The following is a 13507-nucleotide window of genomic DNA, read 5'->3' as shown; positions in this document are numbered from 1 at the left end:
ATCACTGTATCAATTAATTAATCAGGAGCAACAGTAGAGAGTCAATTATTGGAAAAGTAGTATCTTGCACGTATCTTCTATGGGGGAGTCGGTCAGTACCGATGACGGGACAGGAGGCAGACATGGGCCGAGCACTGCGGGCAGATGCCGAGCGCAGTGTGCGCGCGATTCTGGAGGCAGCGGAGCGGGTTCTCGCGCAGGATGCGGGTGCTTCGATGGAGCAGATCGCGGGGGCGGCGGGGCTGACCCGGATCACGGTGCACCGGCGGTTCGCGAACCGGCAGGCGCTGCTGGAGGCACTCGCCGTCTCCGCGAAGCAGCAGCTCGTCGACGCCATCGAGGAGGCCCGGCCCGACGCCGCTCCCGCGCTCGTCGCGCTCTACCGGGTCACCGCGAACGTACTGCGGGTCAAGAGCACGTGGCCCTTCACCCTCAGACAGGCCACCACCCACACCGAAGCGGCGGCGGCTCTGTGGACCGAGATCGATGCTCACACCGTCCGACTGCTGACTCGGGCGCAGCACGAAAGGCTCCTCGCCCCGGGCACGGACCTGGAATGGACGCGGCAGGTGCATTACGCCCTCCTGAACGAAGCCCTCAACTTGCCCGGCGCCGACCAGGACTCGGCCGGCCGGGACCCGGACACACTGGCCACCCTCGTCGTCGACACGCTCCTGCATGGCGCAGGACCGCGCGGATGAACCACCTCACGTGATGGACAACCGCGGGCACCGGGCCGGAGCGCGGAACGCCTCGCTGGGTCAAGGTCGAGTACATGCCTGCTCGGCGCTCCGGCTGCCGTTGGTGTGCCCCACTTCGGTGGGGCGGGGTGTCAGCGGTGGGCGCCCTGCTCCAGCGGCTCCGGCAGCGGGTCGGCCGGCCCGTTGCCCGTGGCCTGCTTGCGTGTCTTGTCAGTCGGCCAGATGGCTGGGCAGTGGGTGCCCTCGGCCGGCGTCTTCAGCGTGGTCAGGTACGTGTCGATCGCGTCCGCGCCGCAGGGGCTCAGCCAGTAGACGCCGTGGCCCACGCCGTCGTACGTGAGGAGCACGGCCGAACGGCCCATCTGCCGCGTCACGTTGGCGCTCCAGGAGTACGGCGTGGACACGTCGTAACGGCTGCTGGTGACCAGGATCTTGGGGGTGCCGTCGACCCGCAGCGGATGCGGCGGATTGGTCACCTCGGTCGGCCAGTTCAGGCAGTTGGTCAGGTCGGTCCACTCCACCCCGTTGAGCCGGGTCACCGGAGCGAGGCGGGCCAGCCGCTTCTCGAAGCCGGCGAGGACTTCGTACGACGGCAGGTCGCGGTAGTAGTCCTGGCACATCACCGGCAGATACGCGTCCGAGCCTGCCTGGCCCTGTACCGGCGGGACCTCGGTCGGGTCCGAGCCCCCGGTTTCGAAGGCGCTCAGGTGGTCGGCGAGGCCGGACCAGGAGTCCGCCGGGCTGTACATGGCGTCGACGAGCAGGTCCTGGAGGGCCGCGCTGGTGTACGGCTTCGGCGGCTTGCCCGGCATCTCCAGTTGACCGGCCTCGGCGCGCTTGTAGAGCGCGTCGACGTACCCGCGCACGTCACGACCGTGCAGCGCGCAGGACCTGGTCCGCTCGCACCAGTCGGCGAACTGGCCGAAGGCCCCCTCCATGTCGACAGCCCCGGTCTTCTGGTAGCTCCAGGGATCGAGGCTGTGATCCATGCTCGAGTCGAGCACCATGGCGCGGATCCGGTGCGGGTAGACCTCGGCGTACTGCTGGCCGATCCCGGTGCCGTAGGAGAGGCCGAAGTAGCTGATCCGCTCCTCGCCGAGGCCCGCGCGTACGGCGTCCATGTCGTGGACCACGCTCAGGGTGCCCATGTGGTCCACGAGGGGCCCGGTGAGCGCGCGGCAGCTGTCGCCGACCGCCTTGTTGATGTGGCGCAGGTCGGCGAAGGCGGCTGCGTTCTTCGGGTACGACAGCGCCCGCTGTCTGTCGATCAGGTCGTGGTCGCACTTCACCGGGGGCTTACTGCCGCGGACGCCGCGCGGGTCGAAACCCACGATGTCGAAACGGGAGGTGAGTTCGGACGGGAACTCCCACGGGGCCATCGCCCAGGCGACGCCGGAGGCGCCCGGACCGCCCGGGTTGAACAGCAGCGAGCCGATCCGCTTCTTCGGGTCGGTCGCCAGATGGCGGGCGACCGCCACCTCGACGGTCGCGCCCTGGGGACGGTTCCAGTCCATGGGCACCTTGACCGTGCCGCATTCGAAGGTGCCGTAGTCGGGTTCCGCGTCGGCGCAGGAGTGCCAGGCGATGGCCCGTGGGGCCGGGGAGCGCGCGGGCTCGGCGGCCCCGGATCCGGTGAGGAACTGACCGAACAGCGCGGTGATCGCCGCTGTGACGGCCAGTCTCCGCCACCTTCCGGGCAGGCGGATGGTGGGGGGTGTGGGGGATGGCACGGGGGATCCTCCTGGGGATCAGAGTGCAGGCAGTCAGGAGCGCTGTGCGGCAGCCAGCAGTGTTGTGCGCAGGGCTTTCTTGTCGGTCTTGCCGACAGCGGTCTGGGGGAGGGACCCGGTGACCCAATACGAGGCAGGGGCGTAGAGGTCCCCGAGCGCGAGAGTGATCCGGTACGTCAGCGCGGTGAAGTCCGGGACACGGGCAGGGTCCTGCGGCACCAGTACCACGTGCACCTTCTCCCCTCCGTCGTCACCGGGCAGGCCGATGGTGGCCGCGTCTTTCACGGTGGGGAGCGAGATCAGGAAATCGTCGAGGAGGCGTGAGTAGACGTTGTCGGCGGTCCGCCCGGTCACGATGATGTCCTTCACCCGGTCGACCAGGTACAGGTACCCCTGGTCGTCCTGGCGGGCCAGGTCACCGCTGCGGAACCAGCCGTCGGCGTCCAGGACTTCGGCCGTGCGCTCGGGATCGTTCCAGTAGCCGTCCATGACCGTGCCGCTGCGTACGTACATCTCACCGACCTGCCCGATCGGCACGGGCCTGCCATCGGCGTCCCGCAGCTCGACCTCGGCTCCGGGGCGCGGACGCCCACAGCTGGTCAGGGACTCCGGCCGCGTCAGGTCGTGTTCCTGTGGCGTGAGTTCGGTGACCACGCCGTTCTCGGACGCCCCGTAGATCTGGTGCAGCACGGGGCCGAAACGTTCGACTGCCTGCCGCAGCCGGGCGGGAGCCGCGGCCGCGCCGGTATAGAAGAGGGTTCTCAGCGAACGGAAACCGCCGGCGGAGCAGTCCGGATGGTCGAGAAGCTCGTACAGCATCGGCGTCACCGTCATCATCGCGGTGACCTGTTCGCTGCGCATCACCGACAGGGCGCTGCCGGCGTCGAATGTCCTCAGCAGTACGACTGTGGCACCGGTCAGGATGCCTATGAGGGAGGCGAGGTGGCCGCTGGTGTGCGTGGTCAAGGTGCAGACGAGCATCTTGGGGTCGGCTGAGACCTCGTCACCGTACCTCCACGACACACGGGTCAGAGCCTCGTAGTAACGGCTGCGGTGCGTGACCAGCTTGGGCGTCCCGGTGGTGCCGCCGGTGTAGAAGAGCGTCGCGATATGGCGGCCGTCGGCTGCCTCGTGGGGTACGAGGCCGGTGTGGTCCGGGGCCACTGCAAGGAAGTCCGTCGCCTGTGACGACCGGCCGATGCTGAAGACGTGGGGGACATCGACCCGGCCGGTGATCTGCCGGGCCCGCTCCTCGAACCCGGGATCAAAGAACAGTGCCTTGACCTGGGCGCGTTGGACGAACGCCGCCAGCTCGCTGTTGCCGGGCTCGGGCGGTACGAAGACCAGCCGGCAGCCCGCGAAGTGCACGGCCAGCATCAGTAGCGAGGCTTCGGGTGAGTTCTCCACGAAGAGGGCGACCCCGTCACCGTTTCCCAACCCGGTGTCCCTCAGCGCTGCGGCGTACCGGAGAACCGTTTCGAGGGCCTCCGTGCCGCTGATCCGGTGCGTCCCGGAGACGATCGCGTCTCGACTGCCGGTCGCCTTCAGCCGGTCCAGCACGTTGACGGTGTAGTTCTCGATGGAATTCATAGCCCTGTTCTGTCGTGACAAAAGTCGACTGCTCCGACCGCCCCGGCGCGGGCGCTCGCCGTTGATCCGGGTGCGTGCCGGCGGGGCGTGGCCTGAGCAGGCGTGGGGGGACTGGGAGTGACGGCGCCGGTGAGTCGGGGGCGGCGAAGAGACTCCCGCATGATCGACATGCCCAGAAGCTATGCATCGATGAGGTCGTCGGAAGTCATCCTGGGCGCTTGACGGCGTCATCCGCCAGGACGAACCGGTCCGCCCGCAAACAGCACGACGGCGGACTGTCTCCAGGGCGCGGAGGAGCGATTCGCCGAAGGATCCGAGCCACGTGGGCCCTGACCGTCCTCTCGCCGAGGGCTGGTTTCCCGGCGATCGGGAGGTGTGACGGGTGAGCATCACATAAGAGGGGACTCGTGGCGTTCACGTATCCTCTACAGAGAGTCCAGACACGAGCCGACGTAACAGGAGACAGACATGGGCCGGGCACTGCGGGCAGATGCCGAGCGCAGTGTGCGCGCGATTCTGGAGGCCGCCGAGCGGGTTCTCGCCGAAGACGCCGGCGCGACCATGGAGCAGATCGCCGAGGCGGCGGGGTTGACCCGGATCACGGTGCACCGCCGGTTCGCGAACCGGCAGGCGCTGCTGGAGGCACTCGCCGTCTCCGCGAAGCAGCAGCTCGTCGACGCCATCGAGGACGCCCGGCCCGACGCAGCTCCCGCGCTCGTCGCGCTCTACCGGGTCACGGCGAACGTACTGCGAGTCAAGAACACCTGGCGCTTCACCCTCAGCCACGCCACGGCTCACACCGCCGCGGCAGCCTCCCTCTGGGCCGAGATCGACGCCCACACCGTCAAACTCATGGTCCGGGCGCAGCACGAGAAACTGCTCGCGCCGGACGCGGACCTGGACTGGATGCGACAGGTGTACTACGCGCTTCTGAGTGAGGCCCTGAACAAGCCCGGCGGGGACCAGGATCCGGACGTGCTGGCCGCGCTCGTCATCGACACCCTGCTGCACGGTGGGGGTCCACGCGACTGAGTCGTGGACCAGGATCTGCTGATCCGCTGCACGGGGGTGTCCGGCTTCATCATCGATCCCGTGCACGAGCACGACCAGCGGCCCGCTGCCCTGCTCCACCAGGTGGATCCAGCCGCCTGGTGAGGGCACCGGCAGCACTCGTTCAGCGGCCGGCGCACCAGGCGCGAAACCCGTTGTCGGTTCAGCCTGTGACTTCAAGTCGGCGAAGGCTCGCGGCACGTTCACGCGGCTGCTGCCGGCCTCGCTCCCGGAGTGCCTCCGCCTGTTCGCTGGAACGCTGCGCCCGTCCCGGAGTCGATGCCGTCGCCCGTCATGTCGGCGAGCGTGACCCCGCCGCACGTGGCCGGACGTGACGCCCCGCGTGTGCGGGCACCCCGTCTCGGCCGACGCCGCACCCCTTGCAGCAGGTCCCGCCAGTCTTTGTCCTGTGGGTGGAAAAAGAATGCCCGACTGCTGCACAAGTACTTCTCAGTCTGGAAAATCGCTGTTACGTTCCTCCCGACAGCCTGACGACGCAGTCGGCGGAAAGCAGGCGTCCTGGACTCAGCCGTGGGTGAGGGGAGGGATCGTGAGGCGGATGACTGCTCGACCTGAGAACACGCATCAGGCGTGTCTGCTTCGCCTGCTGCGTGACAACGGGTCCAACTCGCGTGCCCAGCTGGGTGATCTTGTGGACCTGTCCCGTTCGAAGCTGGCAGTCGAGGTTGACCGACTGCTGGAGACGGGCTTGGTCGTAGCGGACGGGCTGGCCCCGTCCCGGGGCGGCCGCCGGTCGCACAACATCCGGCTCGCGCCGACACTGCGTTTCCTCGGCGTCGACATCGGTGCCACGTCGATCGATGTCGCCGTGACGAATGCGGAGTTGGAGGTCCTTGGGCGGCTGAATCACCCGATGGATGTCCGGGAGGGCCCGGTCGCGGTTTTCGAGCAAGTCCTGGTGATGGCAGCGAAGTTGCGGGCATCGGGGCTCGCGGAGGGGTTCGACGGCGCCGGTATCGGCGTCCCTGGTCCGGTCCGTTTCCCCGAGGGTGTTCCGGTGGCTCCGCCGATCATGCCCGGCTGGGACGGCTTTCCCGTGCGGGAGGCGCTCAGCCAGGAACTGGGCTGCCCGGTGATGGTCGACAACGACGTGAACCTGATGGCGATGGGGGAGCAGCACGCGGGCGTTGCCCGTTCCGTGGGCGACTTCCTCTGCGTCAAGATCGGCACCGGTATCGGCTGCGGCATCGTCGTCGGTGGTGAGGTCTACCGGGGGACCACTGGCAGCGCCGGCGACATCGGACATATCCAGGTGGAACCGGGGGGCCGCTCGTGCGTGTGCGGCAACCGGGGCTGCCTGGAGGCCCACTTCAGCGGTGCCGCACTGGCCGCTGACGCGCAGCGGGCCGCGCGTGAGGGCCGCTCCGTACACCTCGCCGCTCGGTTGGAGGCGTCCGGACGTCTGACGGCCGAGGACGTGTCGGCTGCCGCGGCGGCCGGGGAACCGGTGGCTCTGGAGCTGATCCGCGACGGCGGACAACGCCTGGGGCAGGTCATCGCATGGCTCGTCAGTTTCTTCAATCCGGGACTGGTGGTGATCGGTGGCGGCGTGACCGGGCTCGGGCACACGTTGCTGGCCAGTGTCCGGACCCAGGTGTACCGGCAGTCGTTGCCGCTGGCCACGGGCAACCTGCCGATCGTGCTGGGGGAGTTGGGGTCGGCTGCCGGAGCCATCGGCGCGGCCCGGCTCATCAGCGACCATGTCTTCTCACCGGCCTGACCGCTGCCCGAACCCGACGGCAGCGGATCACCGGGCGCACCGTGCGACCCGGTGGCGCCACTGACCAAGCCCGCAACACCAAGCCCGCAACCACGTGTCGGCGCACCCTCGTCGACGATCCCGCACCCCCGGTGCGCTGCGGTGACCCCGTGACGCCCCGGCAACATCAGCGGAGCCACTCGCGCAGCAGCGGTGTCATCGCGAATGCCGCAGCACGACCGTAATCACCCATGGAGTGTCGGCGGCCGTGACCCCCTGCACGGTGGCCGGGCGATCACGCCTGCCCCGCCGTTCCCAGCCTCCACGTCGGCCCGGCGCGGACGACACCGGGGCTCCCACAGCCGCCCACGCAACCGAGACAACCAGCCCAGCCCTGTCCTGCCCGCGAACGGCCCGCATCCGCCGAGGGGATTCCTCATGGCACCACAACCACCCCTGCTCACCATGTCCGGCATCACCAAGTCGTTCCCCGGAGTCCGGGCCCTCGACGGCGTCGACCTCGACGTCCAGGCCGGCGAAGTGCACTGTCTGCTCGGCCAGAACGGAGCCGGCAAGTCCACCCTCATCAAGGTGCTCGCCGGCGCCCACCAGCCCGACAGCGGTGAGATCACCTGGCGGAATGAGACCGTGACCCTGGGGTCGCCGATCGCCGCCATGCGTCTGGGCATCGCCACCATCTACCAGGAACTCGATCTGATCGAGGGGCTGTCCGTCGCGGAGAACGTCTTCCTCGGACATGAACCCACGTCGGCCGGGTTCGTGGTGCGTGGCTCCGTCGCCCGTACGGCGACCGGGGAGCTGCTGAAACGTCTGGGGCACCCGGAGATCGATCCGACCCGGCTCGTCGGTGACCTGTCAGCGGCGCAGCAGCAGATCGTCTCCATGGCCCGCGCACTGTCCCACGAGGTTCGCTTGATCGTGATGGACGAGCCGTCGGCGGCGCTCGACCCCGAAGAGGTGGACAACCTGTTCAGGATCGTCGGCGATCTGACGGCCGAAGGCGTCGCCGTCATCTACATCTCCCACCGGCTTGACGAGATCCGGCGCATCGGCGACCGGGTCACGGTCCTGAAGGAGGGCCGGTCGGTCGCGGGCGGCCTGCCCGCCAAGAGCACACCGACCCATGAGGTGGTGGCCCTGATGACCGGGCGGAACGTGGAGTACGTCTTCCCCGAGCGGCCCGAGGCCGGGTTCGCGGCAGAGCGAGAGCCGGTACTGAAGGTCGAAGGGCTGAGCAGGCGAGGGGAGTTCACCCCCGTCGATCTGGAGCTGCGGCCCGGTGAGATCGTCGGTCTGGCCGGGCTCGTCGGGTCCGGGCGCAGCGAGATCCTGGAGACGATCTACGGCGCTCGCAAACCCGACCAAGGCCGTGTCCTGGTCGACGGCACACCCCTGCGCCCCGGAAGTGTCCGTGCCGCCGTCCGCGCCGGTATCGGTCTCGCGCCCGAGGAGCGCAAGGCGCAGGGCCTGCTGATGCTGGAATCCGTCAGCAGCAACGTCTCGATCTCCACGCTGTCCCGGTTCGCCCGCGCGGGCTGGCTCGACCGCCGTACCGAACGGGCCGCGACGCACCAGGCGGTGCGGGAACTGTCCCTGCGGCCGGACAATCCCGACGCCGCGATCAGGACCCTGTCCGGCGGCAACCAGCAGAAAGCAGTGCTCGCCCGCTGGCTGCTGCGAGGCTGCAAGGTGCTGTTGCTGGACGAGCCGACCAGGGGTGTCGACATCGGCGCCCGGGCTGAGCTCTACGCAGTGATTCGCCGCCTGGCCGACGAGGGCCTTGCAGTACTTCTCGTGTCCAGTGAGGTGCCCGAGGTCCTGGGGCTCGCCGACCGGGTGCTGGTGCTGCGTGAGGGCAGCGTCGTGCACACGGCGGACGCCCGGGAGCTCGACGAGCACCGCGTACTCGATCTTGTGATGGAAGGGAGCCTGACGCCATGACACAGCCAGGCACTGCGGCGCACGAGGGCGCGCCGACGTCCGCCGCCAAGTTGGCGGGGGAGCACGGGAGTTCGCGCCGATCGGGTCCGTGGTGGGACGTGCGCACCCTGTCGTTGCTCGGAGTCCTCGCCGTCCTTGTGGCGGTCGGTGGGATCACCGCACCGAACGAGTTCCTCGCGACGAGCAATCTGCAGCTCGTCCTCACCCAGGCGTCCGTGATCGGCGTCGTCACCGTCGGCATGACCTTCGTCATCACCAGCGGCGGTATCGACCTGTCGGTCGGCGCGATCGTGGCGCTCGCGTCGGTGTGGGCGACGACCGTGGCCACCCAGGAGTTCGGCTTCGCGGGCATCCTCTTCACCGCGATGATCGTCGGTGTGGGCTGTGGACTCGTGAACGGTCTGCTGATCGCCTACGGCAGGATGGTGCCGTTCATCGCGACGCTGGCCATGCTCGCCTCCGCCCGGGGCCTCGCGCTGCAGATCACGGACGGCAGCACGCAGATCGTGAGCGTCGCATCGGTGCTCGATCTGGGTGCCAGGGACTCCTACATCCTCGGCATCCCACCCCTTGTCCTGATCTTCGCCGCGGTCACCGTCATCGGCTGGCTGGTGCTCAACCGCACCACCTTCGGCCGCCGTACCGTCGCGGTCGGCGGCAACGCGGAAGCGGCCCGCCTCGCCGGTATCGACGTGCGCCGCCAGCGCCTGTACCTGTACCTGCTGTCCGGGCTGTGCTGCGGTATCGCCGCGTTCATGCTGATCGTGCTCGCCGGATCAGGGCAGAACACCAACGGCAACCTGTACGAGCTGGACGCCATCGCCGCGGCGATCATCGGCGGCTCCCTGCTCAGCGGGGGCCGAGGCACCATCGTCGGCTCCGTCCTCGGCGTTCTGGTCTTCACCACGATCACCAACATCTTCGCTCTGAACAACCTCGAGACCGCTGTCCAGCAGATCGCGAAGGGCGCCATCATCGTCGCCGCGGTCCTGGTCCAGCGCCGCTCGCTGCACGGCGACACCTGACACCGTGCGGCACGCCGGACGGCGGTCCCTGACAACCGCCGTCCGGCATCCCACCGCCTCCATCTCCCGCACACCACCCAGCCGAAGGGTCGATCCGTCATGGCAAGAACCCCCGCCGCCAGCCGTAGGGCACTGCTGTTCGGCACCGCCGCCGTTTCCGCCGGCGCGTTGCTCACGGCCTGCACCAGCAACGAGTCCAAGGACCAGGAACAGGCCGCCGACAACGCCGCCCCGGTCGCCGACGACAAGCCGGGCAAGGCCGTCACCATCGGCTTCGCCGGCCCCCAGGCCGACCACGGCTGGCTCAACGCCATCAACTCCAACGCCAAGTCGCGTGCGAAGAAGTACTCGGACGTCACGCTGGAGATCACCGAGGGCTCCAACGACACCGCCCAGCAGATCGGCCAGGTCCAGACGCTGATCAACAAGAAGGTCGACGTCCTGGTGATCCTGCCGGCCGACGGCAAGGCCCTCACCCAGGTCGGCCTGCAGGCCATGCGGGCGGGCATCCCCGTCGTCAACCTGGACCGCGTGTTCGCCTCCCCGCAGGCGTACCGCTGCTGGATCGGCGGCGACAACTACGGCATGGGCCTCAACGCCGGGCACTACATCGGCGAGCAGCTCAAGGGCAAGAAGGACGCCAAGGTCGTCGAACTGGCCGGCCTCGACAACCTCGAACTGACCCAGCAGCGCACCAAGGGCTTCGACGACGCCCTGAAGAACCACCCCAACATCCGCAAGGTGGCCCGCCAGGCGGCCGACTTCACGGTCGAGTCCGGCCAGGCCAAGATGGCCCAACTGCTGCAGGCCCAGTCGAGCTTCGACGCGCTGTGGAACCACGACGACGACCAGGGCGTGGGCGCGTTGCGCGCGATCGACCAGGCCGGCCGCGACGACTTCCTGATGGTCGGCGGCGCGGGCGCCAGGTCCGCGATGGACGCCATCAAGGCCGGCAACAGCGTGCTGAAGGCGACCGTCCTGTACCCGCCGACCATGGCCGCCTCCGCCATCGATCTCGCTCGTGCGCTCGGCCAGTCCAAGGGCATAGGCGGCCTCGCCGAGTTCGAGATCCCGTCCTCGCTGACCCTCTACTCGGCCGTCGTCACCAAGGACAACGTCGACCAGTACCTGCCGACCGGCTTCAAGTAGAGGCACCGGGGCCAGGGGCTGGGCGGCTGATTCAGGCGTGCGGTTCAGCCGCGCCCGACAGGGGCGCGGGGCTGCGACACAGTGCGGCTCCGCCGCGGGGCGCGCCCAGCCACGACGGATCCGCGGCCGATCCACTGATTCACCCCCACCACCAGGAGGACCTCCGCATGGGACAGTCAGACGCCGACACGCCGACATTGGGCGTGGGCATGGTCGGCTACGCGTTCATGGGCGCGGCCCACTCCCAGGGCTGGCGCACCGCGGGCCATGTCTTCGACCTGCCCCGGCGCCCGGTACTCGCCGCGATCTGCGGCCGCGACCCGGGCGCTGTCCGAGCGGCAGCGAACAAGCACGGCTGGGCCGCGACGGAGACCGACTGGCGCGCCCTCATCGCCCGCGACGACGTGCAACTCGTCGACATCTGCACACCGGGCGACAGCCATGCGGAGATCGCGATCGCGGCGCTGGAGGCGGGCAAGCACGTCCTGTGCGAGAAGCCGCTGGCCAATTCCGTCGCCGAGGCGGAGGCCATGGTCACGGCCGCCGAAGCGGCCCGCACGCGCGGGCAGTTGGCCATGGTGGGCTTCAACTACCGGCGCGTGCCTGCCCTCACCTTCGCGCGCGGCCTGATCGCGGACGGCAGGCTCGGCACACTGCGCCACGTACGGGTCAGCTACCTCCAGGACTGGCTGGTCGACCCCGATTTCCCGCTGACGTGGCGGCTGCAGCGGGAGCATGCGGGATCGGGGGTGCTCGGCGACCTCGGCGCGCACATCGTCGACCTCGCCCAGTACCTGGCGGGTGAGGTCCTGGTCGGCGTCTCCGCCCAGATGGAGACGTTCGTCAAGGAACGCCCCCGCCTCGACGGTGCGTCCTTGGGCCTGACGGCGTCCGGCGGCCCGCTGCGTGGGCCGGTGACGGTCGACGACGCCGCCGTCTTCACGGGCCGGCTCGCCTCGGGAGCGCTCGCCACGTTCGAGGCGACCCGAATGGCGTCCGGGCGCAAGAACGCCCTGCGCCTGGAGATCAACGGCGAGTTCGGCTCGCTCGCGTTCGACCTGGAGCGGCTCAACGAGCTGTCCTTCCACGACCATCGGGAGCCCGCCGCCACGGCAGGGTTCCGCAGGATCGTCGTCACCGAGGCCGAGCACCCCTACCTGGAGGGCTGGTGGCCGCCCGGCCACGTGCTCGGCTACGAGCACACCTTCGTCCACCAGGCCCGCGACCTCGTCGAGGCCATCGCGTCCGGCACAGACCCGAGGCCGTCGTTCGCCGACGGTCTGCAGGTCCAGCGTGTGCTCGCCGCGGTGGAGGAGAGTGCGGAGAAGAACTCCGTCTACACCCCCATAGCGGTCTCACCCACTGCTGTCTCACCGACAGCTGTGTCATCCGTATCGGTCTGAGGAGGTTCGACGAGTATGCCGCGCGACTTCACGCTGTTCACCGGCCAGTGGGCCGACCTGCCTCTCGAGGAGGTCTGCCGTCTTGCCCGGGACTTCGGCTACGACGGGCTCGAACTCGCCTGCTGGGGCGATCACTTCGAGGTGGACAAGGCTCTCGCGGACCCGGCCTATCTGGCGGGCCGTCACCAGCTCCTCGACAAGTACGGCCTGAAGTGCTGGGCGATCTCCAACCACCTGGTGGGCCAGGCGGTCTGTGACGCCATCATCGATGAGCGGCACCAGGCGATCCTGCCCGCCCGTATCTGGGGCGACGGTGAGGCGGAGGGTGTACGGCGGCGGGCGGCGGCGGAGATCGCCGACACCGCGCGGGCCGCGGCCGCTTTCGGTGTCGACACCGTCATCGGGTTCACCGGCTCGGCGATCTGGCATCTGGTCGCGATGTTCCCGCCCGCCCCGGAGTCGATGATCGACCGCGGCTACCAGGACTTCGCCGACCGCTGGAACCCGATCCTCGACGTCTTCGACGCCCAGGGCGTGCGGTTCGCCCACGAGGTCCACCCCAGCGAGATCGCCTACGACTACTGGACAACCCAGCGCGCGCTGGAGGCGGTTGACCACCGGCCCGCCTTCGGCCTGAACTTCGACCCCTCGCACTTCGTGTGGCAGGACCTCGACCCGGTCGGCTTCCTGTGGGACTTCCGCGACCGGATCTACCACGTCGACTGCAAGGAGGCCCGCAAGCGGCTCGACGGCCGCAACGGCCGCCTCGGCTCCCATCTGCCCTGGGGCGACCCGCGCCGCGGCTGGGACTTCGTCTCCGCCGGCCACGGCGACGTCGCCTGGGAGGACGTCTTCCGCATGCTGCGCTCGATCGGCTACCGGGGTCCCGTCTCCGTGGAGTGGGAGGACGCCGGCATGGACCGGCTCCAGGGCGCCCCCGAAGCACTGACCCGCCTCAAGGCGTACGACTTCGACCCCCCGTCGGCCTCCTTCGACGCGGCGTTCGGGGGCGGCGACAAGTAGGCGTGCCGCCGCGGAAGGCGTAAACCGGCGCCGCCCACTCCCGGCTGCGGCGCTGAGGGGTCGTAGCCGCCTTCCCGGCCTGGTGAGAGCCGACCCGGTCGGTGCGCGGCAGTGGGAGAGCCGCCGGGTCGATTCCGGCTGCCCGGACACCGCT

At 69.2% G+C, this 13507-nt stretch carries 10 protein-coding genes; 8 read left to right on the top strand and 2 right to left on the bottom strand.

Going from position 1 to position 13507, the window contains the following annotated elements; all coding sequences use genetic code 11:
• The first annotated feature begins 122 nt into the window (after positions 1 to 122).
• The gene (locus tag OG241_RS04900; RefSeq protein ID WP_405813870.1) at positions 123 to 701 is read left to right on the top strand and encodes a TetR/AcrR family transcriptional regulator; all 579 of its coding nucleotides are present in this window, start codon (positions 123 to 125) and stop codon (positions 699 to 701) included.
• 131 nt (positions 702 to 832) lie between these two features.
• Here the strand turns inward: OG241_RS04900 and OG241_RS04895 are convergent, their stop codons facing one another.
• Both OG241_RS04895 and OG241_RS04890 read right to left on the bottom strand, forming a co-directional pair.
• The gene (locus OG241_RS04895) at positions 833 to 2431 is read right to left on the bottom strand and encodes an alpha/beta hydrolase (RefSeq protein WP_405813869.1); all 1599 of its coding nucleotides are present in this window, start codon (positions 2429 to 2431) and stop codon (positions 833 to 835) included.
• A gap of 33 nt (positions 2432 to 2464) precedes the next feature.
• A complete protein-coding gene (locus tag OG241_RS04890) occupies positions 2465 to 4021 on the bottom strand; it encodes an AMP-binding protein (protein ID WP_405813868.1) in 1557 nt (518 codons plus the stop codon).
• A 468-nt stretch (positions 4022 to 4489) separates the two neighbouring features.
• Between OG241_RS04890 and OG241_RS04885 the strand changes: the two genes are divergently transcribed.
• The 7 genes from OG241_RS04885 (at position 4490) to OG241_RS04855 (ending at position 13353) form a co-directional block, all read left to right on the top strand.
• Complete coding sequence (locus OG241_RS04885; RefSeq protein WP_405813867.1) at positions 4490 to 5053, top strand: TetR/AcrR family transcriptional regulator; 564 nt, start codon at positions 4490 to 4492, stop codon at positions 5051 to 5053.
• Between the two features lie 577 nt (positions 5054 to 5630).
• Positions 5631 to 6812 carry an ROK family transcriptional regulator gene (locus OG241_RS04880; RefSeq protein ID WP_405813866.1) on the top strand — a complete coding sequence of 394 codons (1182 nt, stop codon included), beginning with the start codon at positions 5631 to 5633 and terminating at the stop codon, positions 6810 to 6812.
• A 417-nt stretch (positions 6813 to 7229) separates the two neighbouring features.
• Complete coding sequence (locus OG241_RS04875) at positions 7230 to 8753, top strand: sugar ABC transporter ATP-binding protein (RefSeq protein ID WP_405813865.1); 1524 nt, start codon at positions 7230 to 7232, stop codon at positions 8751 to 8753.
• Entirely contained in the window at positions 8750 to 9778 is a 1029-nt protein-coding gene (locus tag OG241_RS04870; RefSeq protein WP_405813864.1) for an ABC transporter permease, read from the top strand. The genes OG241_RS04875 and OG241_RS04870 overlap by 4 nt, the downstream gene beginning before the upstream one ends.
• A gap of 99 nt (positions 9779 to 9877) precedes the next feature.
• Positions 9878 to 10927: a substrate-binding domain-containing protein gene (locus tag OG241_RS04865; RefSeq protein ID WP_405813863.1), complete on the top strand. Its 1050-nt coding sequence runs from the start codon at positions 9878 to 9880 to the stop codon at positions 10925 to 10927.
• Between the two features lie 167 nt (positions 10928 to 11094).
• Positions 11095 to 12330, top strand: a complete 1236-nt coding sequence (locus OG241_RS04860) for a Gfo/Idh/MocA family protein (protein WP_405813862.1) — start codon at positions 11095 to 11097, stop codon at positions 12328 to 12330.
• Between the two features lie 15 nt (positions 12331 to 12345).
• Positions 12346 to 13353: a sugar phosphate isomerase/epimerase family protein gene (locus OG241_RS04855; RefSeq protein ID WP_405813860.1), complete on the top strand. Its 1008-nt coding sequence runs from the start codon at positions 12346 to 12348 to the stop codon at positions 13351 to 13353.
• The last annotated feature ends 154 nt before the right edge of the window (positions 13354 to 13507 follow it).

It is taken from the genome of Streptomyces sp. NBC_01390 (assembly GCF_045040105.1).
Classification (GTDB): Bacteria; Actinomycetota; Actinomycetes; order Streptomycetales; family Streptomycetaceae; genus Streptomyces.
Note: the sequence above shows the minus strand (reverse complement) of the source record. Positions and strands in the feature narration are given on the sequence as shown.

Excerpts from the sequence above, each read along its gene's own strand:
- OG241_RS04900 (WP_405813870.1), top strand. The coding sequence starts at position 123 with ATGGGCCGAGCACTGCGGGCAGATGCCGAGCGCAGTGTGCGCGCGATT.
- OG241_RS04890 (WP_405813868.1), bottom strand. The coding sequence starts at position 4,021 with ATGAATTCCATCGAGAACTACACCGTCAACGTGCTGGACCGGCTGAAG.
- OG241_RS04885 (WP_405813867.1), top strand. The coding sequence starts at position 4,490 with ATGGGCCGGGCACTGCGGGCAGATGCCGAGCGCAGTGTGCGCGCGATT.
- OG241_RS04880 (WP_405813866.1), top strand. The coding sequence starts at position 5,631 with ATGACTGCTCGACCTGAGAACACGCATCAGGCGTGTCTGCTTCGCCTG.
- OG241_RS04875 (WP_405813865.1), top strand. The coding sequence starts at position 7,230 with ATGGCACCACAACCACCCCTGCTCACCATGTCCGGCATCACCAAGTCG.
- OG241_RS04870 (WP_405813864.1), top strand. The coding sequence starts at position 8,750 with ATGACACAGCCAGGCACTGCGGCGCACGAGGGCGCGCCGACGTCCGCC.
- OG241_RS04865 (WP_405813863.1), top strand. The coding sequence starts at position 9,878 with ATGGCAAGAACCCCCGCCGCCAGCCGTAGGGCACTGCTGTTCGGCACC.
- OG241_RS04860 (WP_405813862.1), top strand. The coding sequence starts at position 11,095 with ATGGGACAGTCAGACGCCGACACGCCGACATTGGGCGTGGGCATGGTC.
- OG241_RS04855 (WP_405813860.1), top strand. The coding sequence starts at position 12,346 with ATGCCGCGCGACTTCACGCTGTTCACCGGCCAGTGGGCCGACCTGCCT.